The organism is Ochrobactrum sp. SSR, assembly GCF_030067775.1.
GTDB classification, from domain to species: Bacteria; Pseudomonadota; Alphaproteobacteria; order Rhizobiales; family Rhizobiaceae; genus Brucella; species Brucella teleogrylli.
Window position 1 is genome coordinate 337,204 of the sequence record NZ_CP125970.1, and the last position, 24,235, is coordinate 361,438.

A 24,235-nucleotide genomic window follows, 5' to 3' on the forward strand; every position below is an offset into this window, starting at 1 on the left:
CGAGCGCCCTTGACAGGCGAATGGTTCGAAATAATTCTCTTAATTAGAAAGAACTGATTTGCGCGTTGAGGGGCGTGTTTCTTTTCAACGGCGGATATCGTTACACCAGAATGACTTGCTGTATTCTGTAGCAATTCATTTTGGGTGATATTTGTTCTCGGGCTTTTCCGCTCTTTCGTACATGCACAGTCCTAGAGATGTTCGTTCTCGTTGGAGTTTCCGGATGGCCAGTTGGAAATATGACCGTACTCTCGCTAACCATATGAAATCCGTGACTGTGCAAGGCGTATTGAGCCGGGCTTTTCCATCGCTGGCGCTTGCGGGATTGATGGCACTCGCCGGAACAGCCTTTCCGGATATTGTCGAAGCAGCGTGCTTCAATGTCACGCGCGCAATAGCGATCACCGGTTCCAGCACGGCGGAAGGCCAGCCGGATGAGGGCGAAACCATTACCTGCGATGCGACTGCGCCCAACCCTTTCACTTATGGCGTTATCGCGACCACGGGACAAGACTACATCACTGTGACGATCGGTGCGGGCACGATCATCGATGCGCTGGGTTCCGGCGTTTTGCTCGACGATTACGCCAATGCCGTCAACAACGGAACCATCACGACGACCTCGCTGAACGGCTTCGGCATGTCGAAGCAGTATATGGGGGAACTGGCCAATAACGGTACGATTGAGACGTCCGGCCAGACGGCGCATGGTATGCGCTCGTTGGGCGGCTTCGGGTTTCTGACCAATACGGGCACAGTCAGCGTCAGCGGCCTGAATGCCTATGGCGTCCTGGCGGGCGTCAATGAAACCGTCGTCAACTCCGGCACGATTTCGGCCACCGGCGATGGCGGTAATGGCGTCTATATGCTAGGCGGCACAGTCCTAACGAACACCGAAACGGGCGTGATCACCAGCACTTTGGCCACCGGTGTTCTCGGCGCCGGCAGCCGCTATACCGTGAGCAACGCCGGTATCATTACCGGCGGCAATGGCACGGCGATCAGTCTGGCGGGTGGTGTCAACACCATCAACGTGACGGGCGGTACCATAACGGGCGACGTGCTGACGGGAGCCGGGGTCGACACGCTGAACTGGACCGGCGCCGGGACGATTGCCGGTGAAATTCATCTCAATGACGGCGATGACGTTGCCAATCTAACGAATCTGACCAAAACGACTGTGCAGCCGACCACGCTCCTTGATGGCGGTCTCGGCACGGACGCGCTCACGCTGACCAATGTGCAGACTGCACAGCCGGAGCGTTTCATCAATTGGGAAAGCATCTCCCTGCTGTCCGGCTCGCAGCTCACCATGGGCGGCGACCTGACATTGGGTGACTCGGCGACGGAAACCGGCACATTGACCATCGACAGCACCAGCTCGGTTGTCGCCAGCGGGGGAAGCTATGCCATCTCGCCGAGTGTGGCGGGGACGGCCGTCGGCGTGACCAATGCAGGCCTGATCGATCTGGACGCCGGTGGCACTTCAGTCGGCGACAGGCTCACCATCAACGGAAACTATATCGGTTCGGATGGCGAACTGCGCCTCAACACGACCTTGGGTAATGACAGTTCCGCAACCGATATGCTGGTTGTGACCGGCGACACCGCAGGCAGCACGCTGGTCGATGTCGTCAATGTCAACGGGACTGGCGCCGTGACGACCGAAGGCATCAGGATCATCAGCGTCGATGGCGCTTCGGATGGTTCGTTTACGCTTCTGGGCGATTACGAGTTCGAGGGCGACCCTGCGGTCGTCGGCGGGGCCTATGCTTATCGGCTTTACAAGGGCGGTGTTTCGACGCCGAACGATGGCGACTGGTATCTCCGCTCGACAGTGAGTGCGGTGGAACCAGAACCCGAACCGGGCAACCCGGAGCCGGAGCCAGAAGAGCCGGGCGAGGAATTGCCACTCTACCAGCCGGGCGTTCCTGTCTATGAAGCCTATCCGCAATTGCTGCTCGGCCTGAACGGTCTTCCAACCTTGCAGCAGCGCGTGGGCAACCGCTACTGGAGCCATGCCGGCAATATCATGGTTGCCGAGGGGGCAGACCCGGTCGGCTCGCCTTATGCGTCGCCGCAGGAGGCAGGTGTCCTGATCGAAAACAACGGGATCTGGGGGCGTGTCGAAGGCGTGCATACCAGCATGGCGCCGCGCTTCTCCACCTCCCGCACGGATTACGATTTCAATACGTTCCGCATGCAGGCAGGGCTTGATGGTCTTTTCGTCGAGAATGAAAACGGCAAGCTGATCGGCGGGCTGACCGTGCATTACGTGCACGGCAAGGCCAGGACGCGCTCGATCTATGGCGACGGTGAAATATCGACCGATGGTTACGGTTTCGGGGGCACGCTGACCTGGTATGGTGAGAACGGCTTCTATCTCGACGGTCAGGCGCAGGCAACGTGGTATGATAGCGATCTGGAGTCCACGCTCGCGGGTTTCGACCTGATCAGCGGTAATAACGGCTTCGGTTATGCCCTGTCGCTCGAAAGCGGCAAGCGCATCATGCTGAACGAGCAATGGTCGGTGACGCCGCAGGCGCAACTGGTTTATTCGAATGTCGATTTCGACAGCTTCAATGATGTCTTCGATGCTGAAGTCAGTCTCAACCGGGGTGACAGCCTGCAAGGCCGTCTCGGCTTGAGCCTCGACCGCCAGAATTCGTGGTACAATGACAGGGGGTTGATCGACCGGACCTATGTGTACGGTATTGCCAATCTTTACTACGAGTTTCTGGATGGGACGAAAGTTGACGTTTCGGGCGCCAGCTTTACCAGTCGCAATGATCGCTTCTGGGGCGGTATCGGTCTCGGTGGCAGCTATAACTGGAACAACGATAAATATTCGCTCTATGGCGAAGGTTCGATCAACACCAGTCTGGCCAATTTCGGCGACAGCTACGCCTATAAGGGAACGGTCGGCTTCCGCGTGAAATGGTAGGTCACGATATTGAAGGACTGCCGGTGATGTAATCGCCGGCAGTCCTGTTTTATGAGGTAATTGGTTTAGATTATTGATTTTAAATAATTATCGCGGCTCTGTGGCCTGCGCCGCAGTATTCCCTCAGTCGTATTTTCCATGATTTGCAAGCGCCGAATCCAACCAGGCCCGTGATGAAATTCGGCATTTTTGCAATTTCTTATTGCAAATAATTTGCAATTGCAGAATATAAGCAGTCAACAGGGCTATACCCAAAATTGCAGGCCGGTTCGAACTGCGGTGGACAGTCCAATTATCAGTTGCAAATAAGTCTTAATAGCAGAAGGATGCGAAATGCTGAACAAGGTGAGACGAACTTTCCTGAAGGCAGCGACCGGAGCAGCATTGGCGGCAATATTGACCGCGATGTTTGCAATAGCTCCGGCTGGCGCACAGGAGAAATTCAAGGCGGTCACGACCTTCACCGTCATTGCCGACATTGCGCGCAACGTGGCGGGCGATGCGGCAATCGTTGAATCGATCACCAAGCCGGGCGCGGAAATCCATAATTATCAGCCGACACCCGGTGACATAAAGCGGGCGCAAGGTGCGCAGCTTGTTCTATGGAACGGGCTTAACCTCGAACTCTGGTTCGAAAAGTTCTTTCGCCACCTGAAGGACGTGCCGAGCGTTGTGGTGTCTGACGGCGTCGCTCCGATGGGCATTACGGAGGGACCGTATAGCGGCAAGCCTAACCCTCATGCCTGGATGTCGCCAACCGCCGCGCTGATCTATGTCGATAATATCCGCGATGCTTTCGTCAAATATGATCCGGCGAATGCCGCCACCTACACGGCAAATGCAGACGCCTATAAGCAGAAGATCCGCGCTGCAATCGAGCCGATCAAGGCGAAACTCGCCGCTGTTCCCGAGGACAAGCGTTGGCTCGTTTCGAGCGAAGGGGCGTTTTCCTATCTCGCGCGCGATTTCGGTCTGAAAGAGCTTTATCTGTGGCCGATCAATGCGGACCAGCAAGGCACGCCGCAGCAGGTGCGCAAGGTCATCGATGCCGTGCGCAAGAACGGCATTACCGTTGTCTTTTCCGAAAGCACGATTTCGCCAGCGCCAGCCGAGCAGGTGGCCCGCGAAACCGGGGCCCGCTATGGCGGCGTGCTTTACGTGGATTCCCTGACCGACAAGGACGGCCCGGTGCCGACCTATATCGACCTCTTGCGCGTCACCTCCGACACAATCGTCAAGGGACTGGCTGATCCGTCCTGATCCCTACAAATCTGGTGCCCGCCATCGTGGCGGGCACGCATTCGATCCTGATGAAAGAGATATCCGATGAATGCTCAACCCGACTGGCAGAGCCATTTCGGTTCCGGTTCTGAAGATGGCGGCATTTCCGTCGATGGCGCTACCGTCACTTATCGCAACGGTCTGACTGCCTTGCGCGACGCGAGTTTTCGCATCCCGACCGGCACAATTGCCGCTCTTGTCGGCGTCAATGGGTCAGGCAAATCCACCTTGTTCAAGGCGATCATGGGGTTTGTGCGTCTTGCGCGCGGCTCGATCCGGGTGCTGGGCATGACGGTTGACGAAGCCTTGCGCAAGAACCTCGTCGCCTATGTGCCGCAATCGGAAGAGGTGGACTGGAATTTTCCGGTTCTGGTTGAGGACGTGGTGATGATGGGCCGCTATGGCCATATGGGCATGATGCGGAGACCAAAGGCTGCTGATCATGAAGCGGTGGCCAATGCGCTTGCCCGCGTCAATATGAGCGAGTTTCGCAAGCGGCAGATCGGCGAGCTTTCGGGCGGGCAGAAGAAGCGCGTTTTCCTTGCCCGTGCGCTGGCGCAGGACGGTCGCGTGATCCTGCTGGACGAGCCGTTTACGGGGGTCGACGTCAAGACGGAAGAGCAGATCATCTCGCTGTTGCGCGAGTTGCGCGATGAAGGCCGCGTGATGCTGGTCTCAACGCATAATTTGGGTTCCGTGCCGGAGTTCTGCGACCGCACCATCCTGATAAAAGGCACGGTGCTGGCCTATGGGATGACGGCTGAGACATTCACCCAAAAAAATCTGGAAAAGACCTTTGGTGGCGTTCTGCGGCATTTCGTATTGAACGGACCGCAAGGCGAGGCTTCCGCCTCGATAGGCGTTATCAGCGACGATGAACGCCCGCTGATCTTGCAGGGCGGCAAGACTGCCATTCGCAACAGTGGCGATGGAGAAGGAGGGCAGGAATGATGGAAACACTCCTGCAGCCATTCACCTATAGCTATATGCTGGATGCGATGTGGGTGTCGGCGCTGGTCGGCGGCGTCTGCGCTTTCCTGTCCTGTTATCTGATGCTGAAGGGCTGGTCGCTGATCGGCGATGCCCTGTCCCATTCCATCGTTCCCGGCGTCGCTGGAGCCTATATGCTGGGGCTGCCGTTTTCCATTGGCGCCTTCTTTTCCGGCGGGCTGGCGGCAGGCGCCATGCTGTTTTTGAACCAGCGAACCAAGTTGAAGGAAGACGCCATTATCGGCCTTATCTTCTCAGGCTTTTTCGGTCTCGGCTTGTTCATGGTGTCGATCTCGCCGACCTCGGTAAACATCCAGACCATCGTGCTCGGCAATATTCTGGCGATTACGCCTGGCGACAAGCTGCAGCTCGGGATTATCGGCTTCGTGTCGCTCGCCCTTCTGCTCGTCAAATGGAAAGACCTCATGGTCACATTCTTCGACGAGACCCACGCACGTTCAATTGGCCTTAATCCGACCGCGCTGAAGATCATGTTCTTCACGCTTCTCTCGGCATCGACGGTGGCGGCGCTCCAGACGGTAGGCGCGTTCCTCGTCATCTGCATGGTGGTGACACCGGGAGCCACGGCCTATCTGCTGACGGATCGGTTTCCGCGACTGCTGGTCATCGCCGTGATAATCGGCGCTGCCACCAGTTTCGTCGGCGCCTATGCGAGTTATTTTCTCGATGGCGCGACGGGTGGCATCATTGTCGTGTTGCAGACGGCGATTTTCCTGAGCGCATTTTTCTTCGCACCCAAGCATGGTATGATTGCCAGCCGACGCCGCGCCGCCAGAACACAGGCCATGGAGGCGTCGCAGTGAACATTATCGACACGCTTCTTTCGCCATTCGAATTTCCATTCATGGTCAATGCGCTGGTGATTTCCGCCACTGTCGCTGTTCCCATGGCGCTGTTATCCTGCTTTCTCGTTCTAAAAGGTTGGTCGCTGATGGGCGATGCAATCAGCCACGCAGTGTTTCCCGGCGTGGTGATCGCCTATGTCGTGGGCTTTCCCTATGCGGTCGGCGCTTTCGTTGCGGGCATGTTTTGCGCCATCGCGACCGGCTTTTTGAAGGATAACAGCCGCATAAAGCAGGATACAGTCATGGGCGTGGTGTTTTCCGGCATGTTCGGGCTGGGACTGGTGCTCTATGTCAAGGTCAGGCCGGATGTGCATCTCGACCATATTTTGTTCGGCGATATGCTGGGCGTTTCGTGGTTCGATATTGGACAGGCAGGGCTGATTGCGCTGTTCACCTCCGCGATCATCGGCGTAAAATGGAAAGACTTCCTTTTGCATGCCTTCGATCCCGCGCAGGCGAGGGCGGTGGGCCTTCGGGTCAATCTCCTGCATTACGGCCTGCTGAGCCTCATCTCGCTGACGATTGTGGGTGCGTTGCAGGCTGTCGGTATCATCCTTGCCATCGCGATGCTGATCGCGCCGGGGGCCATTGCATTTCTCCTGACGCGTAAGTTCAGCACCATGCTGGTTCTGGCTGCGGTCATCGCGGCGGCGGGTTCGTTCATCGGCGTTTATCTGTCGTTCTTCATCGACAGCGCTCCGGCACCCACAATTGTGCTTTTGCTTTCAATGACTTTCGCCGCAGCTTTCATCTATGCGACCCGCAAGGCGGCACGAAACGAGGCATCGGAGATCGCTTGATAACAAGGCTTCTTCGAATCTCCCAATTTCCTGCATAGTGGCGAGATGAAGAAAGAAGCAACGGCATTGGCGATCTATCTGAAGCGCGGATTATCCACTGTGGCCATGATGCTCGTGGCGGCGATGTCCTGTCCTGCTCAGGCACAGGAACCGGGCAAGCCCGGCATTTGCGAGGCGGATAGTTTCGAGAATACGAAATATATCATCTGCAAGCCGGAAAACGGTGTCGCCGGGCTGCGGCTGTTCTGGAAAGGGGCCGACGACAAGCCCTATCGGACATTCTCCAGCGCTGCCAAGGCCGTCAGCGACGATGGCCGCAGACTGGTTTTCGCGTTGAATGCCGGAATGTACGGGCAGGATTTTGCGTCGATAGGCCTTTATATTGAGAACGGACAGCAACTGCGCCCCGCCAACAGGCAGAAAGGCGAAAGTGCAGGTGGTCCTGTGCCAAATTTCTACAAGAGGCCGAATGGTGTTTTCTTCTGGGACGACAAGGCGGCGGGAATTCTTCCGACCGACACGTTTTTGAAACGCCGGCCAAAGGTCAGTTTTGCCACCCAGTCAGGCCCCATGCTGGTCATCCGCAACAAATTGCACCGGGCCTTTATTGCCGGCTCGACGGACCGCACACGCCGCAGCGGCGTCGGTGTTTGCGAAAATGGCGCTGTGCGCTTAGCCATCAGCGAAGACCCGGTGAATTTTCATGATTTCGCGCGCATGTTTCGCGACCATTTGAAATGCCCGAATGCGCTGTTTCTCGATGGTGGAAACGGGACAGGCATTTATGATCCCGCTATGGGCCGCAACGACATATCCTGGCATGGCGGTTTTGGCCCGATTGTCGGCTTGGTGGAATAGCGCTTGCCGCCGCATCAGCCGTTGTCGGGTGTCTCGATCAGTTCCATGGCAAGCGCCCGCGCCGTGTCGGAAATATCGGGATTGAAAACCAGCCAATAGCCGTTTTCGCTCGTTAGCGATCGGTCGCAGGCGTGGACGAGTTGCCCGCGTTGCACTGCGCCATCAATCAGCCCGGCCCAGCCAAGCGCGACGCCCTGATCGGCAATCGCCGCCTCAATCACCAGATTATAGGTATTGAAGACGAGGCCGTAATTGCCGTCATCGATCTCCTCGCCGATGGCATTCAGCCACGATTGCCAGGTGAACCAGCGATCGCCCTGCAAGGTGTCGAGATGCAGAAGCGAGGCAGCACCAAGCCCCTTACCGGAGGGAAAGCCGCCGGATTTTTCGAGAAAAGCGGGCGAGCAGACCGGCACCACCTTTTCGCCGATGAAGGGGACGGAGCCTTCGGGAAAATCATTGCGCGCGCCAAAAAGGATTGCGATGTCTGCCTCGCGATAGTCGAGCGGCTGCAGCATGGAGGATGCCGTGATCCGCACATCCACCTCGGGATGTTTCGGCCTGAATTGCGCCACCCGCGGCATCAGCCAGAAAGTGGCAAAGCCGTAATCGGTTGCGATCCGCAAACCGGGCGAGCGCTGCCTGCGCCTGATCTGCTGCACGGCGTCTTCTATCCCATCCAGACCGGCGCGCACCGCTTCATAAAGGATTCGCCCATCGGGCAAAATTTCAACGCCACGCGCCCGCCTTGCAAACAGCGCAACACCCAAACGGTCTTCCATGCGTTTTATTTGATAGCTGACGGCAGGTTGCGTCATGCCGAGTTCACGCGCCGCAAGGGTCAGATTTTCCAAACGTCCGACCGCTTCGAAAACGCCAAGGCTGCCAAGATCCCAGGATGGAGAAACCATAAAGAACCTTTATATCTCCAATAAAAAATGAATGGGTTTTTCCTTAGCGTAAATGGTGTTTTCCTGAAAGTCGAAATGCAAGCCATAACGGTTTTTGATTGTACGAGATGCGGAATGCATCCATCAAGGAGGGGTCACCGATGCGCTATTTGAAGACGACTGCGCTGGCGTTTGCGGCGTTCACCGGGCTGGCGGGAACGGCTTATGCTGCCGATCCGGCTGCATGCGAAACCATCCGCCTGTCCGATCCGGGCTGGACAGATATCACCTCGACCAATTCCATCGCGAGCGTGCTGCTGACGGGGCTTGGCTATAAGCCCGATGTGAAGACGATGTCTGTGCCGATTGGCTATGAGGCCCTGAAGACTGGCAATCTCGACGTCTTCCTCGGCAACTGGATGCCCGCTCAGCAGAAATTCCGCGACGATCTCGACAAGGCCAAAGCAGCCGAAGTGATCGTCAAGAATCTTGAAGGTGCGAAGTTCACGCTCGCAGTGCCGGATTATGTCGCAAGCGAAGGCATCAAGGATTTTGCCGATCTTGCCGCGCAGGGCGATAAATTCGGCAAGGAGATTTACGGTATTGAGCCCGGCGCTCCCGCCAACCAGAATATCCAGAAGATCATTGAAGACCCGAAATTCAAGCTCGACGGCTGGAAGATCGTGGAATCCAGCGAGCAGGCCATGCTGGCGCAGGTGGACCGCAAGAACAAGGACAAGGGCTGGGTGGTGTTTCTCGCCTGGGCGCCGCATCCGATGAACACCAAACTGAAGATTGTATATTTGTCGGGCGGCGATGATTATTTCGGTCCGAACTATGGTGGCGCCGAAGTCTACACGCTGGCCCGCACCGGCTGGTCGGCGAACTGCCCGAACGCTGCAACCTTTTTCAAGAACCTCACCTTCACCGTCGATATTGAAAACGAACTGATGGGCAAGATTCTGGACGATGGTGCGGAAGGCCCTGCGGCTGCGAAGGAATGGCTGAAAGCTAATCCTGAGCAGATCGACAAGTGGCTGGCAGGCGTAACGACGCTGAAGGGCGAACCCGGTGCTGCTGCCGTCAAGGCAAGCATCGGCCTCTGATCGTCAGACGCAAAAGACTATAAGGCGGGCATTTCGATGCCCGCCATTTCGCGTTTCACTTCTGCCAAATGGTTCTGCACAAATGAAAAAGCCGAATATTCTCATTCTCATGGTCGACCAGTTGAACGGAACGTTCTTTCCGGATGGCCCCGCCGATTTTCTGCATGTTCCGCATTTGCGCAAGCTTGCCAAACGCTCGACCCGTTTTGCCAATTGCTACACGGCGAGCCCGCTTTGCGCTCCGGCTCGTGCCTCGTTGATGTCGGGCCAATTGCCGTTCCGCACCGGCGTTTATGATAATGCAGCCGAATTCTCGTCCGAAATTCCAACCTATGCGCATCATTTGCGCAATGCCGGTTATCAGACAGCGCTTTCCGGCAAGATGCATTTTGTCGGCCCGGATCAGCTGCACGGCTTCGAACAGCGCCTGACGACGGATATTTACCCCGCCGATTTTGGCTGGACGCCCGATTATCGCAAGCCCGGAGAGCGCATCGACTGGTGGTATCACAATCTGGGTTCCATCACCGGGGCCGGTTCTGCGGAAATCACCAACCAGCTCGAATATGATGACGAAGTTGCCTATCAGGCCGAAGCAAAGCTTTACGATCTGGCACGCGGTCATGATAAGCGTCCGTGGTGCCTGACGGTCAGCTTCACTCACCCGCACGATCCCTATGTTGCGCGCAAGCGCTTCTTCGACCTCTATGCGGATATACCGGAACTCGATCCGAAGATCGGACCTCTGCCGGAGGGCGAAATCGATCCCCATAGCGAGCGGCTGCTTCGTGCCTGCAAGGCTGAGGATTATGAGCTGACGCGCGAGCAGATCAGGGCGGCGCGACAGGCTTATTTCGCCAATATTTGCTACGTCGATGAGAAGATCGGCGGCCTCCTGGACGTGATCGAGCGCTGTAACATGGCGGATGATACGATCGTCATCTTCACCTCGGATCATGGCGATATGCTTGGTGAACGCGGCATGTGGTTCAAGATGAGCTTCTTCGAAGGTTCAGCACGGGTGCCGTTGATGATCGCCGCTCCGCAGATGCCTGCGGGCCTTATCAATACGCCTGCGTCAACGCTTGATGTGCTACCCACGCTTGCGGATCTTGCCGGCATCGACCTCAATGGCATCATGCCGTGGACGGATGGCGTTTCACTGCTGGAAGTCGCTTCGGGTGCAAAGGAACGCGGCGCGGTGCCGTGTGAATATGCGGCTGAAGGTACGATCGCGCCGATGGTTTCACTGCGTGACGGGCCATGGAAGCTCAATCTCTGTCATGTCGATCCACCGCAATTGTACAATCTCGCTGACGACCCGGATGAACTGCAAAATTTGGCAAAGTGCCCGGAGCATCGCGCGATGCTCGAACAACTGATGGACAAGGCACAGGGGCGCTGGAACCTCGAACTCTACGATGCGAATGTTCGCGCAAGCCAGGCCCGCCGCAATGTGGTCTATCCGGCCCTGCGCAACGGCGCTTATTACCCGTGGGATTACCAGCCGCTGCAAAAGGCATCCGAACGCTATATGCGAAACCACATGGACCTGAACGTGCTGGAGGATAACCAGCGTTTTCCACGCGGCTAGCATCAGGTCGAAGCCGGGCATCTCGTCCGGCTTCTCCTGTTATCGCGTTTACAGATCGACCGGGCGGCCTGAGGCTTCTTCCTCAAGCGTGACAGCGACATCGGCATTTGCCGAAAGCCTGACTTTGTCGCTTTCGATATCGGCGACGAAGCCCAACTCAATATAGTGATGATGGTCGGCGTGCTGTCCGGAATTATCGGACTTCTTCAGCTTGATCCGGTTTCCTTCCAGCCGATCCACTGTTCCGACATGCACACCGTCTGCGCCGATCACTTCCATATTCTCGTGAATTCTGTGCTGCATAGCGATTTCCTCTGCTTTAGCTTCATATGAATTCAGCAAATTGCCAATGCGATTGCCGTTCCTAAACTAGTGCACCTTTGCCGTTTGGCCATGGCAGAGAGTAATGGATAACCGGTCGGTCATCGAAATGAGCATTAATCGTTCGGTAAACCTAGCTGTCTTTGTGCTCTGGCTGATCTTTGAGTATCTGCGCAGCTCTTGCTCTGTAGTTGTCTTTCACTTCGTCGGAGACCCCGCCGCTCACACTGGCACCGCTGACGATTTTGCCAACGGTTGAATCCCAGTCCAGATCAGGATCCGGGTTTTCGCGATCAAATAATTGCTTCGCGAGTTCTTCAATCTCGAGCTGCTTTTCAAGTTCGCCACTCATGTCTCTCTCCTGCTACAAAATGACGTTCAGGGCAGTCGCCCGCTGCCATCTTCGTGATGGCGAACCATATATTTGCGAATGAGCAGATCGAGCGCATCTCTGGCCTCCGTCTCAGTCAACCGCGCCTGAACGTGCCCCTCAATTGAAACAACTTCACCGCTGAACTTATCAAAAACGGACCAAGTGCCGTCGTGCTCCCGCCGAACATCAAATCCGTTTTCAATCATAGGGGCCTCCATTCGTTACATCTGCCGCCCGTCCTGTGCCTGTAGCTCTCTTTCTTGTTGAACACGCTCAAGGATCGTAAAGGCAGCTTGGGCGGCATCCTCTGTCAACGCGATTTGCAGCCGACCTTTGAATGTGATGGGGCGCTGGGTTGCCCCATCCACCACTGACCAGGTGCCGTTTCCGCATCTCAATGTTTTATAGGTGGTCGCCATTCTTCCCTCCGGATCCCTGCTGTTTTGAGCCACTGTCCGCTCCCGCATGTTCCACCACGCTTATACGCGGTTGGTGTTACAACACCGCTGGCGCCAAATTGTTTCTCTCGAACGGACATTATATGAACGCCCTCATGGAACCCTGCGCGGTGAAAATCTGAGGTAAAATGACGGGAAGACGGCCTTGTTGTTATTGCTCATCCCCGGTGTCGCCCTGTGGGGCGGTCGATTTTCCATTCGAGAAAAGAACGAGCGTAAGCAGCGCAAAGGCCATCACAATAACTGCAACGTCAAAGGCATTTACAGCGCACGCAATGCCAATGGCACCTGTCGCCCAAAGGCTGGCGGCGGTGGCGGTACCTTTCACCGACGAGCTTAAACGAAGGATGGCGCCTCCGCCGATAAAGCCCATTCCTGTGATGACGCCCTCAATAATGCGGGCGAGCGCTTCGGGATTGTCGGTCGTAATCCCTTCTGTTGCCTGGATAAAGCCGCAGCTGGCCACTGCCACGAGCGGAAATGTTCGAAGGCCAGCGCTTCGTTCTTCTCGTTCTCGATGCCAGCCTATCGGCAGCGCCAGAATGTATGCGGCTGCCAAGGCGATGACGTGTGGCCAAACGTTGAAATTGTCGGACTTTAGCGCCTCTTGAAGCGCGGTTTGAAGCTGATCCATGTTTCTCGTCGCTTTGAGGTGAAGGCCTCAGTAAACGAACGTGTTTCGATTACGTTCCGAAGCCATTCAAATGGCGCGGCGGCTGAAAGAGGCGACAAGAGCGCTTTCAGCTATGGAGTGAGCGTTTTTTGTAGAGAAGGCGACGCCGTTCTGGAAGAGCAGAATATTTGTTGATAATATTAGTGGAAGCTAATTTATTGAATAGCTGGTGCCGCTTAGGTGACTCGAACACCTGACCCCATCATTACGAATGATGTGCTCTACCGACTGAGCTAAAGCGGCCCGGGAACCTTCGTTCCAACTCCGTTAAGAGATTCCATTCGTTTCCGTCTGGACGGTGCGCTGATAACCAAAAGCAGAACGGAAAGCAAGGCCGAAATCGAAAAACGGTCAGATTGTTTCAAACCTTGTGAAAACAGGGCCTTCCATCGGAGAGGCCCTGTTCGAAACGCGCTGGCAATGTGCCTTATGCGCCAGCGCAGAGTTGACTGCGCGCTTCCTTATATTCCCGCTCCAGACGGTCGATCAGCGTGGCCGCCGGTGCAACCTCATGAATGGCGCCGATGCCCTGTCCGCAGCCCCAGATATCCTTCCACGCTTTCGCGCCTTCTTTGTGCGCCTGATCAAAATCCATCTTCGATGCATCGGCTTCCGGCAGATTGTCTGGGTCAAGGCCGGACTGGGTGATGGAGGGCTTCAGATAATTGCCTGCGATGCCGGTAAAATAGTTCGAATAGACGATATCGGCCGCCGTCGAATCGACAATCATCTGCTTGTAGGCATCAACCGCGCGGGCTTCCGTCGTCGCGATGAAGGGTGAGCCGATATAGGCGAGGTCTGCGCCCATGGCCTGCGCAGCCAGAATCGAACGGCCATTGGCGATGGCACCGGAAAGAAGCAGTGGGCCATCAAACCAGGCGCGGATTTCCTGCACCAATGCGAAAGGAGATAGGGGGCCAGCATGGCCGCCCGCACCGGCTGCGACAGCGATCAGGCCATCTGCACCCTTGCGGATGGCCGAATTGGCGTGGCGATTATTGATGACGTCGTGCAGCACAATGCCGCCGTAGGAATGGATCGCTGCGTTCACCTCGGGCACTGCGCCGAGTGAAGAAATGACAATCGGCACTTTGTATTTCACACAGAGGCCGAGATCATGTTCCAGCCGCTTGTTGGAACGGTGAACGATCTGGTTGACCGCGAATGGTGCTGCCGGACGGTCCGGATTGGCCTTGTCGTGAGCGGCGAGGCCTTCGGTGATCTCAGCCAGCCACTCATCCAACTGCGCTTCAGGGCGCGCGTTAAGGGCAGGGAACGAACCAACGACGCCAGCCTTGCATTGCGCCATCACAAGCGCCGGATGCGAAATGATGAATAGGGGCGCGCCGACAACAGGAATGCGCAATCTGTTCTTCAAACTATCCGGCAAGGCCATATTATTCTCCTCAAAAATTGACGTTTGCGTAAACGTAATATCTCTACCACGCCTGTACAGAACGGCAATACGAAAGATTAAATTAGATTCGGTTTTGGAACCAAGCGTAAGCATCTCTGGTGCCAGCACAAAACGCGCGGGCGAAGAATGGTCAGGCCTTCGGTTTAGCTTCGGCTTCTATGCTCGGATGATGATTCTGTCGCAACAGCCATGGTTTTGCGGTTCGATTTAGGCCGGTGGGTTACAAAGCTGAGATAAAACATGAAGATGGCTAGGCTAGGAATTTGCCGCGAAGTTTAGGAAACTGACCGATAAATCATGCTCTTGAACGGTCGCTGAATCACATGTCGGATGAGGTTTCTGCATCAGATTCAATCTGCTAGGGTGAGGCGACGGCACCAAAGGTTCGGGGAAAAGCACGGTGAAAGTCGATATTTGGCAACGAGGCGGGTCTTATCAGGTAGCCAAATCAGTTATTGAACGGCTAAATGCCTTGATTCAGACGTTAAATTCGCTGAGGCTTGGAAAAAGCCGCTTTCTGAAAGTCGGTTTGGAACTTTAGGAATAAGCACAGGCGGGAAACGCGAACACGGGGACGAGTGGCCTTTGGATAGTATAGAACGCGCTATCAGAAACGCATTTGCCAAAGCGGATGCTTATAACCCTGCGACCCGTCAGCGTATATACGAATCCGCATGGGGTGCCCATGAGCGCGCGCTCGCGGCCAACACTGCTTTGAGCGACGCCCAAAAAGAACAGCGCCGCCAGAAGCTGAAGGATGCCATTTCCAGCATCGAGCAGGAATTCTCCGCCCCGCGCCAGAATGAAGACAAGGCAGAGCCATCGCTGGATGCGCCGCATCGCGATGATCCTGTCCTGGGTGCTGCTGTGGGCAGTGCTCCGGCGCTCGATACCGGCGATATACGTTCCCGATCCACGAAGAAAAAGGGCGGAAGCGCCGATCTCGGCTATGAAGGCGGTGTCTCGCGCAAGGAAAAGCGCGGCAAGAAGAAGCGGCATTCGCCCTTCTACAGCTATGGCATTCCGGCGCTGGTGCTGTTTGTCGCCGTCATGATCGGCTATTCGCTTTATAGCAGCTTCATCGATTTGAGCCGTGGTCCATCCAGCAGTCCGCTGCACAGCGATGGAAGCGGCGCGCCGCTGAAGGATGGTGAAGAGCCGGGCGGGGCGAAGTGGATTACCATTTTCCAGCCGTCTGAAGCGACACGCATGTCGGTGCAAGGGCGCGCCACCGCAGAAATCCTGCGTGATGGCCCGAGCAGCTTTGCACGCGTGAAATCTTCCGGTGAAGGCGATACGGTTACCTTCGATGTTGGCGAAGGCATTCTGGACCAGCTCGCTGGCAAGACAGCCACATTCGATATCATCGCCAAGGCCGATGGCGGCAAGATAACCCAAATGTCTGTCAGTTGCGATTTCGCAGGCTTTGGCGATTGCGGGCGCAGACGGTATGACGTGGGTGAATCGCGCAACGATTTTCTGTTCGATCTGGATTTCGCAGGTGACAAGAAGGCAGGCCGCGCCGGTGTCATCACGATCAATTCCGATCTGACCGGAACCGGAAAGCCGGTCGATATCTACGAAATTCGCGTTTCGGCGAATGCACAGTAGTCATTGAAAAACAGAGAGTTGCTGGCTTTTCTTCTCCGGGTTTGGAGGAGATTTAGCTGAGCAGCTTTTCCAGCGTTTCAAGCCGATCCGCTTCGCGGGGCGGTTTATCCCAGCGCAGGCGCGAGAAGCGCGGAAAACGCATGGCGACACCGGATTTATGTCGTGTTGAGCGGTTCAATCCCTCAAAGGCCACTTCCACGACCAGACCGTGATCGGGTTCTGCGCGGACCGAACGCACCGGGCCGAAACGCTCGATGGTGTTTTCGCGAACAAATTTGTCCAGCAGTTTCAGTTCCTCATCGGTGAAGCCGAAATAGGCCTTGCCGACCGGCACCAGAACCGGCTCGTCTTCCGGTCCTGTCCAGACCGCGAAGGTGAAGTCGGAATAGTAGCTGGAGCGTTTGCCGTGGCCGCGCTGCGCGTAGACAACCACCGCATCGACAGTGAACGGATCGCGCTTCCATTTGAACCACGGTCCCTTGGGGCGACCGGGAAGATAGGCACTATCATGCCGTTTCAACATCACGCCCTCGATGACCGGGTGCGGAGGGTTGACGCGCAAGGCGGCCAGTTCGCCGAAATCGGCGAAGGACAGCACGGGCGACAGATCGAACCGGCGCGGGTCGAGTGTGCTGACGAAGGTTTGAAGGCGTTTGCGGCGCTCGGCAAAGGGCAGGGCGCGCAAATCCTCACCGGATTGCTGGTTGCCGTCTTGCAATAGATCATAAGCGCGGATGAAAGCCGGATAGTCGCGCAATTGTTTGGCGCTGACGGTCTTGCGGTTCAATCGCTGCTGCAGGTCGGAGAAAGTGGCGGTTTCAATGCCGGTTTCACCGTGATGCCCGACGAGAAGTTCGCCATCAATGGCGCCTTCAAAGTCCATTGCCTCCAGCACATCCGGAAATGCGCCGGAAATATCATCGCCGGTGCGTGAATAAAGCTTGCGCACCCCGTTTTCCGAGACGGCTTGCACACGAATCCCGTCCCATTTCCATTCCGCGCTGAATGCGGCTGGATCGAGCGAGGAAATCTCTGCTTCATCCAGTGCGGTGGCCAGCATGACAGGGCGAAAGGGCGCATCGGCAGTTGCGGCTGGTTTGGGAGCAAGGCCTTCCAGCCAGGCAAACAGCGCCGTATAGGGCGGTGACTGGCCATGCCAGAGTTCTTCGATCTCCGTCACGTCCACGCCGCCGAAATCGGCGAGCGCCTGTTTGGCAAGACGCGCTGAAACGCCGATGCGCAAGCCGCCGGTTACAAGTTTCAGCAGGGCATAACGCTCCGATATGCCGAGAAGATCAAGCCAGCCTGCAACCAGTATCGGGCCTTCACGGCGCGAGGCATGTTGCAGTTCGTGCACCACAACGCCGAGCGAAAGATTGGTGCCCGGCGAGGTCTCGCTGGGGCCGGGCCAGATCAGCGAAATGGTTTCGGCCAGATCGCCGACATAATCATAGGAATAAGCGAAAAGCGTCAGGTCCGTCCGTTCCGCGATCAGGGCGCGCAGCATGGCGGGTTTCACGCTTTGCAATTCCAGATCGCGCGTGATGGCGGCCAGCGCCAGCCCACGGTCGGGATCGGGTGTGGTGCGGAAATAATCGGCAAGCAGGCGTAGCTTGCCATTACGCTGCGGGGTGAGAACCAGACGGTCGAGAAGTTCGGCGAAAGCGCGCATCAATCGCCCTCATCTTCGTAGCCGATAAGATGCAGCGGCTTCGCCGGAATGTTCTGCAATTCGCACCACCGAACCAGAGCTTCCTCCCGCCCATGCGTGACCCAGACTTCGGCGGGCGCAATTTCCGATATCGTTTCCGTCAGCTCATCCCAGTCGCAATGGTCGGAGATGATCAGCGGCAGTTCGATGCCCTGTTGCTTGGCGCGCTGGCGGATGCGCATCCAGCCGGAGGCGAAGGCCGGAACGGGATCGGGAAAACGTCGCGCCCAGCGGTCGGAAAAGGCGGTCGGCGGGCCGACGATGATCTTACCCGCAAAATCAGGCAGCTTCTCGCCACGCTCCAGCGTTGCGGGTTCAAGGGGGGCCGAGGTCGATACCGCGCATCTGGTAATAGTCGCACAATGTTTCCAAAGCGCCGTGAATATAGATCGGATCACTATAGCCCGCATTGCGAATGAGCTTGATCACGCGCTGCGCCTTGCCGAGCGAATAAGCGCCGACCAGATACGCGCGCTCGGGAAAGAGCGTGAGTGATTTCAAAAGCTTTGCGATTTCATGCGATGCATCCGGGTGACGGAAGACCGGCAGCGCGAATGTCGCTTCGGTGATGAAGACATCGCATTTGATCGGCTCGAATGGCGCGCAGGTCGGGTCGGCGGCGCGCTTATAGTCGCCCGATGCAACGATGCGGGTCCCATCTTTCTCGACGGCGATTTGCGCCGAACCGAGCACATGGCCAGCGCCGTGAAAACTGACGCGAACGCCGTTGATCGTCAGCGTTTCACCTAAAGCCACTGGCTGCACGGTTTCGGCAAAACCCTCGCCATAGCGAAGCCGCATGATGTCGAGTGTTTCCTGCGTGGCCAGAACATGGGTGTGTCCTGCGCGGGCATGATCGGAATGACCATGGGTGATCAGTGCGCGCTCCACCGGGCGTACCGGATCGATGTAAAAATCGCCGGGCGGGCAATAAAGACCTTTCGGAGAGGAACATAAGAGCTGATTGAAGCGCATAAGCCAAAGATAGGTCAGCACCTTTCCGCTGAAAAGAGAAGGGTGGCGTCATTGCTGACAAAATGAGAACAAAAGTGAACAAACATCTTGGCGTGATGCGGCGTGGCTATTAGATTGGGCGTGTGACACTGAATTTGAAACCCGCTGCCGCATCAGCCGCTTTTGCCCTGCCGGACCGTTTTGTTGAATGGTTCGGTTCCAAGGGCTGGTCTCCGCGCGCCCATCAGCTTGAATTGCTGGCGCGGGCAGAAGACGGGCAATCGACCTTGTTGATTGCGCCGACTGGCGCTGGCAAGACGCTGGCCGGGTTTTTACCCGCGCTGGTGGATCTTGAGCGGAAAGGCCGTAAAAAGCCGGGTATGGCGAAGCGCGGCGTTCATACGTTGTATATTTCGCCGCTGAAGGCGCTGGCGGTCGATATCCATCGCAACCTCACAGTGCCGGTCGAGGAAATGGGGCTTGATATCACCATCGAGACCCGCACCGGCGATACGCCTGCGCATAAGCGCCAGCGGCAGAAACTGGCACCGCCGGATATTCTGCTAACCACACCGGAACAGCTGGCCTTGCTGATCGCGTCCAAGGGGGCGGACCAGTTCTTCAAGGGATTGCGCTATGTGGTGCTGGACGAGTTGCATTCGCTGGTGATTTCCAAGCGCGGCCACTTGCTGGCGCTGGGGCTGGCGCGGCTGCGCCGTCTGCAACCGCAATTGCAGACCATCGGGCTGTCAGCGACCGTGGCCGAGCCGGACCAATTGCGCCAGTGGCTTGTGGAGCAGGACGGCACCGATCCCAAAGCCGGACTGGTGACGGTGGATGGTGGCGCGAAACCGGAAATATCCATCCTCGATTCCGAGGAACGGGTGCCGTGGGCCGGGCATTCCGCACGCTATGCCACTGCCGATGTCTATGAGGCGATCCGGGCGCATCGCACCACGCTGCTTTTCGTCAATACGCGCAGTCAGGCGGAAATGCTGTTTCAGGAGCTGTGGCGCATCAATGAAGATACGCTGCCGATTGCCTTGCATCACGGTTCGCTCGATGCCAGCCAGCGCCGCAAGGTCGAACAGGCCATGGCCGCCAATACGTTGCGGGCGGTTGTCGCCACTTCCACGCTTGATCTCGGTATTGATTGGGGCGATGTCGATCTGGTCATCCATGTCGGCGCGCCAAAGGGGGCGAGCCGTCTGGCACAGCGTATCGGTCGCGCCAATCACCGCATGGACGAGCCGAGCCGCGCCATTCTCGTGCCTGCCAATCGTTTTGAGGTGATGGAATGTCGCGCCGCACTCGACGCCAATTATCTCGGCGCGCAGGATACGCCGCCGCTGATCGACGGCGCGCTCGATGTGCTGGCGCAGCATGTGCTCGGCATGGCCTGCGCCGAACCGTTTAATGCCGATCAGCTTTTTGCCGAAGTGCGCAGTGCTGCACCCTACATGAACCTTTCCCGCCAAAGCTTTGATCGCATTCTGGATTTTGTCGCAACGGGCGGTTATGCGCTCAAAACCTATGAGCGCTTTGCCAAAATCCGCAAGACGGTGGATGGCAGGTGGCGGGTGTCCAATCCGCGGATCGCGCAGCAATATCGCCTGAACATCGGCACGATTGTCGAAGCGCCGGAGCTGAACGTGCGGCTCACACGTGGCGGCAAGAAAGCCAGCGCCTATGGCGGGCGTGTTCTGGGCCGGATCGAAGAATATTTTCTGGAAACGCTGACATCCGGCGACACTTTCCTGTTTGCGGGCAAGGTGTTACGCTTCGAAGGTATTCGCGAAAACGAATGCATCGCCACGAGTGCTGCCGGTCAGGATGCGAAAATACCGGTCTATGCGGGCGGGAAGTTCCCGCTTTCGACTTATCTTGCCTCTCAGGTGCGCGCCATGCTGGCTGATCGCACACGCTGGCAGTTTCTGCCCGAACAGGTGCGCGAGTGGCTGGAGGTGCAGGAATTCAAATCCGTGCTGCCGCGCACCGATGAATTGCTGATCGAAACTTTTCCGCGGGGTGGTCGGTTCTACATGGTGGCCTATCCGTTTGAGGGCAGGCTGGCCCATCAGACGCTCGGCATGTTGCTGACGCGCCGGCTGGAACGGATGGGCGCCCATCCGTTGGGCTTCGTCGCCACCGATTATTCACTGGGCCTGTGGGGGCTGAAGGACATGGGCGCGATGATCCGCTCCGGTTCGCTAAACCTCACCCGCCTGTTCGATGAGGACATGCTGGGCGACGATCTCGAAGCATGGCTTGACGAAAGCTATCTTTTGAAGCGGACTTTCCGCAATTGTGCCGTGATTTCCGGTTTGATCGAGCGCCGTCATCCGGGGTTGGAAAAGACCGGGCGGCAGGTGACTGTTTCTACCGATCTGATCTATGACGTGCTACGCGGCCATGAACCCGACCATATCCTCTTGCGGGCAACGCGGGCGGATGCCGCGACAGGGCTTCTCGATATCAAGCGCCTCGGCGACATGCTGGCGCGCGTGAAAGGTCATATCTTGCACAAGCCGCTTGAGCATATTTCGCCGCTGGCCCTGCCGGTGATGCTGGAAATCGGGCGCGAGCGTGTGGCAGGCGAGGGCGATGAAATGCTGCTTGAGGAAACAGCTGACGATCTCATCCGCGAGGCGATGGAATAAGAAATGAGAATGAGGGTTTCGGAATGAGAGCGGCTGTCTGGAGCAATGGCGAGGCCTATAGTCTCGCGCACACGCAAGTGCGCGGCATTGCCGCCGTTTGCGATCCTTCCGGCGCACTGTTTCTGCCCGATCTCGCCATGCTGGTCGTGTCTGATCTGCATCTGGAAAAAGGCTCATCCTTCGCCCGGCGTGGGCAACTGATCCCACCTTATGATACGGCGGCAACGCTCGATATGCTTGCTGTGGCAGTCGCCCGTTACCAGCCGAAGGTGATCATCAGCCTTGGCGACAGTTTTCATGATCCGAAAGCCAGCGAACGCCTGCCGTCGCTTTACGCCATCCGACTGAAATCGCTGATGGAAAATCGCGACTGGTTCTGGATCACCGGCAATCACGATCCCGAACGCCCGGTCGATCTACCGGGCGATTGTGTGGAGGAACTGGCGGTGGGACCGCTTGTGTTCCGGCACGAACCCTCGCGCATGCTTGGGCAGGGCGAGATTGCGGGCCATCTGCATCCGGCGGCGCGCATCGTGCGGCGTGGGCGCTCCGTGCGTCGTCCCTGTTTCGTCAGCGATGGCGAAAGGCTGATCATGCCCGCTTTCGGTGCATATACCGGCGCGCTCAACGTGCTGGACCGCGCCTTTCGCGGCCTTTTTGTCGATGAAACGTTACGCGCCTATATGCTGGGGCAAGGCAAGGTCTATCCGATTGCCCGCGGCGCGCTGCATGGCGGTTGAACCTTTGCATTTACGCATTATCCGACGCATCGAAGCGGGATTAGAAATCAGTCCAGTGAACTGATTTCCCCGCGTAGGCGCTTCGCACTTTTGCTGGAAATGCTCTAGTCTTTCCTGAACAGAATACGTCCGAACCAGCCGGTGAAGACCGCCAGAAAAACCGCGAACAGACCATAGAGCAGGCTATATTGGTGGGCGGCGTTATAAACGCTTTGCTCCAGACCGGCCTTGACGATTTCCAGACCGGCATTGGCTTCGCGCAGAAAGACGCCGTTGCGAAACAAAAGTGCACGCGCCTTGTGTCGTCCAACCGGCACATTGGCTGGCAGGTTGAGCGTCGCGCGAAACAAGGTGCGTGACACGAATTCCACGCCACCAATGCGCTGATTGTAGAGGCCCTGCCGGATTTTCATCTCGCGAAGCTCGGTTCCGAATTTCGGAATGTTGCCCGACAGGCTCGAAGGGTCTTCCGGGTTCAGATAGAAATTGCGCACGCCGACCGAAAGCTGACGGTAGACTTTTTCATCCGCAATATCCTGAAGATTGCGCGTCGAGGCGAGCGAATAGGATAGCGGAACGCCGAGAAAAGTCTCTGAATCGGCGTTGATCCAGACGCCCAGATAACGCTCCTTCTTGCGCACCACCAGGTTGCGTTCCGGCCCCTGCAAAACCACGATAATATCGTAACGCCCCTGCCGTTGGATCATCGGATCGGCATTGTCCAGCGCGCCGAAAATCGTCAGATCCGTGCCCCCGAAGTTGGAGGTGATGGCGATGGTTTCGGTCGAAAGGCCGATATCGATCGTTTCTTCCGCAGGCGTCTGCAACTGTGGGACTGTATTGCCGTCGCCACTGGCATTAATTTGCGCGAATGCGGCGCTCGCGAGAAGCGAAAGAGTGAGTGCTGAGACGAGGGCAGCGCTCCGCATCTCAAAAATCCGCTATCGTGATCGAGAACAGATTATCAGGCCGCACGAAGAGGCCAAAGGCAAGACGCAATGCAACGGCCAGCACAAGCAGGGCCAGCAAAAGGCGCAATTGTTCGCCGCGCAGTTTTTGGCCAGCGCGCGCACCATATTGCGCGCCGATCACGCCGCCAATCATCAGCAGGAAAGCCAGTACGATATCGATAGACTGGTTGGTGGTCGCCTGCATGACCGTGGTGAAAGCGGTCACGAATGTAATCTGGAAGAGCGAAGTGCCCACAACCACATTGGTCGGCACATGCAAAAGATAGATCAGCGCGGGCACCATGATGAAGCCGCCGCCGACGCCCATGATCGACGACAACAGACCGATAAAGAAGCCGATGCCGAGAACCGGGATGATGCTGACATAGATGGTCGAGGCGCGAAACCGCATTTTGAACGGCAGCCTGTGGATCCAAGTGTGCTGGCCGGGGCGGCGTATGGCGCCGCCTTTCTTGACCCGCCGCAAAGCGCGCAGGCTTTCCACCAGCATTAGCCCGCCAACACTGCCGAGGAAAAATACGTAGAGGATCGATACGATCAGATCGAGCTGGCCCAGTTCGCGCAGCCATGAGAAGACAAAAATACCGAGCAGCGAGCCGACGATACCGCCAGCAACGAGAAACAGGCCGAGCTTGATATCCAGCGTTCGCCGTTTGAAATGAACGAGCGCACCGGAAACAGACGAAGCGATAACCTGATTGGCGCCGGTCGCAACCGCAATGGCAGGCGGAATATTGTAGAAGATCAGCAGTGGCGTGATCAGAAATCCACCGCCCACACCGAACAGGCCGGAAAGAAAGCCGACCGCAGCGCCCATGCTGAGCAGAACCAGCATGTTGACCGATAATTCTGCAATGGGAAGATAAATACCCAATTCCGAACCCGGCTCTCACGGACGCATACGCTTCTCGGGCCCGCTGCGGTCGCGCAATCCCGCGAGGCCTGTTCACCTAACCGTCTTGCGCTGCCCGATCCGCGAAGTCAAACGCCGATTGGTATTACGGTTACCTTGCGCGG

General features: G+C 57.0%; 21 protein-coding genes, 1 tRNA gene and 1 pseudogene. 11 read left to right on the forward strand and 12 right to left on the reverse strand.

Annotated elements, in window-relative coordinates:
- The first annotated feature begins 223 nt into the window (after positions 1 to 223).
- The 6 genes from QLQ11_RS13085 to QLQ11_RS13110 all read left to right on the forward strand — a co-directional run bounded on the left by QLQ11_RS13085 (position 224) and on the right by QLQ11_RS13110 (position 7,739).
- The gene (locus QLQ11_RS13085) at positions 224 to 2,944 is read left to right on the forward strand and encodes an autotransporter outer membrane beta-barrel domain-containing protein (RefSeq protein ID WP_371835988.1); all 2,721 of its coding nucleotides are present in this window, start codon (positions 224 to 226) and stop codon (positions 2,942 to 2,944) included.
- Between the two features lie 333 nt (positions 2,945 to 3,277).
- Complete coding sequence (locus QLQ11_RS13090; RefSeq protein ID WP_109367628.1) at positions 3,278 to 4,204, forward strand: metal ABC transporter substrate-binding protein; 927 nt, start codon at positions 3,278 to 3,280, stop codon at positions 4,202 to 4,204.
- Between the two features lie 66 nt (positions 4,205 to 4,270).
- Complete coding sequence (locus tag QLQ11_RS13095; protein WP_109367627.1) at positions 4,271 to 5,176, forward strand: manganese/iron ABC transporter ATP-binding protein; 906 nt, start codon at positions 4,271 to 4,273, stop codon at positions 5,174 to 5,176.
- Positions 5,173 to 6,039: a metal ABC transporter permease gene (locus QLQ11_RS13100; protein WP_109367626.1), complete on the forward strand. Its 867-nt coding sequence runs from the start codon at positions 5,173 to 5,175 to the stop codon at positions 6,037 to 6,039. The genes QLQ11_RS13095 and QLQ11_RS13100 overlap by 4 nt, the downstream gene beginning before the upstream one ends.
- Complete coding sequence (locus tag QLQ11_RS13105; RefSeq protein ID WP_109367625.1) at positions 6,036 to 6,881, forward strand: metal ABC transporter permease; 846 nt, start codon at positions 6,036 to 6,038, stop codon at positions 6,879 to 6,881. Before QLQ11_RS13100 ends, QLQ11_RS13105 begins: the two co-directional genes overlap by 4 nt.
- 45 nt (positions 6,882 to 6,926) lie before the next feature.
- Entirely contained in the window at positions 6,927 to 7,739 is an 813-nt protein-coding gene (locus QLQ11_RS13110) for a phosphodiester glycosidase family protein (protein ID WP_371835989.1), read from the forward strand.
- A gap of 14 nt (positions 7,740 to 7,753) precedes the next feature.
- Here QLQ11_RS13110 and QLQ11_RS13115 read toward each other — a convergent pair whose 3' ends face one another.
- On the reverse strand, positions 7,754 to 8,650 hold the full coding sequence (locus QLQ11_RS13115; RefSeq protein WP_109367624.1) for a LysR substrate-binding domain-containing protein: 897 nt from the start codon (positions 8,648 to 8,650) through the stop codon (positions 7,754 to 7,756).
- Positions 8,651 to 8,790: 140 nt separating this feature from the next.
- Here QLQ11_RS13115 and choX point away from each other — a divergent pair, with 140 nt between their 5' ends.
- Positions 8,791 to 9,735, forward strand: coding sequence for a choline ABC transporter substrate-binding protein (gene choX, locus QLQ11_RS13120; RefSeq protein WP_109367623.1), 945 nt, complete (start codon positions 8,791 to 8,793; stop codon positions 9,733 to 9,735).
- An 82-nt stretch (positions 9,736 to 9,817) separates the two neighbouring features.
- Positions 9,818 to 11,329 carry a choline-sulfatase gene (gene betC / locus QLQ11_RS13125; protein ID WP_109367622.1) on the forward strand — a complete coding sequence of 504 codons (1,512 nt, stop codon included), beginning with the start codon at positions 9,818 to 9,820 and terminating at the stop codon, positions 11,327 to 11,329.
- A 48-nt stretch (positions 11,330 to 11,377) separates the two neighbouring features.
- Here the strand turns inward: betC and QLQ11_RS13130 are convergent, their stop codons facing one another.
- The 7 genes from QLQ11_RS13130 to QLQ11_RS13160 all read right to left on the reverse strand — a co-directional run bounded on the left by QLQ11_RS13130 (position 11,378) and on the right by QLQ11_RS13160 (position 14,550).
- The gene (locus tag QLQ11_RS13130) at positions 11,378 to 11,632 is read right to left on the reverse strand and encodes a DUF2171 domain-containing protein (protein WP_109367621.1); all 255 of its coding nucleotides are present in this window, start codon (positions 11,630 to 11,632) and stop codon (positions 11,378 to 11,380) included.
- A gap of 151 nt (positions 11,633 to 11,783) precedes the next feature.
- A complete protein-coding gene (locus tag QLQ11_RS13135) occupies positions 11,784 to 12,002 on the reverse strand; it encodes a hypothetical protein (RefSeq protein WP_124915973.1) in 219 nt (72 codons plus the stop codon).
- A gap of 26 nt (positions 12,003 to 12,028) precedes the next feature.
- Positions 12,029 to 12,229 carry a hypothetical protein gene (locus QLQ11_RS13140; protein WP_235858981.1) on the reverse strand — a complete coding sequence of 67 codons (201 nt, stop codon included), beginning with the start codon at positions 12,227 to 12,229 and terminating at the stop codon, positions 12,029 to 12,031.
- 15 nt (positions 12,230 to 12,244) lie between these two features.
- Positions 12,245 to 12,442: a hypothetical protein gene (locus QLQ11_RS13145; RefSeq protein ID WP_109367618.1), complete on the reverse strand. Its 198-nt coding sequence runs from the start codon at positions 12,440 to 12,442 to the stop codon at positions 12,245 to 12,247.
- A gap of 190 nt (positions 12,443 to 12,632) precedes the next feature.
- Positions 12,633 to 13,115 (reverse strand): MgtC/SapB family protein, encoded by a 483-nt coding sequence (locus QLQ11_RS13150; RefSeq protein WP_109367617.1) that lies wholly within the window; start codon positions 13,113 to 13,115, stop codon positions 12,633 to 12,635.
- Positions 13,116 to 13,321: 206 nt separating this feature from the next.
- Positions 13,322 to 13,397 (reverse strand) — tRNA-Thr (locus QLQ11_RS13155).
- A 184-nt stretch (positions 13,398 to 13,581) separates the two neighbouring features.
- On the reverse strand, positions 13,582 to 14,550 hold the full coding sequence (locus QLQ11_RS13160) for a nitronate monooxygenase family protein (RefSeq protein WP_109367575.1): 969 nt from the start codon (positions 14,548 to 14,550) through the stop codon (positions 13,582 to 13,584).
- A gap of 606 nt (positions 14,551 to 15,156) precedes the next feature.
- On the opposite strand from QLQ11_RS13160, the gene QLQ11_RS13165 reads away from it, so the two are divergent.
- Positions 15,157 to 16,182 carry a hypothetical protein gene (locus tag QLQ11_RS13165; protein ID WP_109367574.1) on the forward strand — a complete coding sequence of 342 codons (1,026 nt, stop codon included), beginning with the start codon at positions 15,157 to 15,159 and terminating at the stop codon, positions 16,180 to 16,182.
- A gap of 52 nt (positions 16,183 to 16,234) precedes the next feature.
- Here QLQ11_RS13165 and QLQ11_RS13170 read toward each other — a convergent pair whose 3' ends face one another.
- Both QLQ11_RS13170 and QLQ11_RS13175 read right to left on the reverse strand, forming a co-directional pair.
- The gene (locus QLQ11_RS13170; protein ID WP_109367573.1) at positions 16,235 to 17,854 is read right to left on the reverse strand and encodes a cisplatin damage response ATP-dependent DNA ligase; all 1,620 of its coding nucleotides are present in this window, start codon (positions 17,852 to 17,854) and stop codon (positions 16,235 to 16,237) included.
- Positions 17,854 to 18,868, reverse strand: a pseudogene (locus tag QLQ11_RS13175) (ligase-associated DNA damage response exonuclease). Before QLQ11_RS13175 ends, QLQ11_RS13170 begins: the two are co-directional and overlap by 1 nt.
- Before the next feature lie 122 nt (positions 18,869 to 18,990).
- On the opposite strand from QLQ11_RS13175, the gene QLQ11_RS13180 reads away from it, so the two are divergent.
- Both QLQ11_RS13180 and pdeM read left to right on the forward strand, forming a co-directional pair.
- A complete protein-coding gene (locus QLQ11_RS13180; protein ID WP_109367572.1) occupies positions 18,991 to 21,507 on the forward strand; it encodes a ligase-associated DNA damage response DEXH box helicase in 2,517 nt (838 codons plus the stop codon).
- A gap of 23 nt (positions 21,508 to 21,530) precedes the next feature.
- Positions 21,531 to 22,247 carry a ligase-associated DNA damage response endonuclease PdeM gene (gene pdeM, locus QLQ11_RS13185; protein WP_109367571.1) on the forward strand — a complete coding sequence of 239 codons (717 nt, stop codon included), beginning with the start codon at positions 21,531 to 21,533 and terminating at the stop codon, positions 22,245 to 22,247.
- Between the two features lie 104 nt (positions 22,248 to 22,351).
- On the opposite strand, the gene QLQ11_RS13190 is transcribed toward pdeM, so the two are convergent.
- Together QLQ11_RS13190 and QLQ11_RS13195 are read right to left on the reverse strand one after the other, a co-directional pair.
- Positions 22,352 to 23,176, reverse strand: a complete 825-nt coding sequence (locus tag QLQ11_RS13190) for a TIGR02186 family protein (RefSeq protein WP_109367570.1) — start codon at positions 23,174 to 23,176, stop codon at positions 22,352 to 22,354.
- 1 nt (position 23,177) lies between these two features.
- On the reverse strand, positions 23,178 to 24,053 hold the full coding sequence (locus tag QLQ11_RS13195) for a sulfite exporter TauE/SafE family protein (RefSeq protein WP_235858985.1): 876 nt from the start codon (positions 24,051 to 24,053) through the stop codon (positions 23,178 to 23,180).
- Between the last annotated feature and the right edge of the window lie 182 nt (positions 24,054 to 24,235).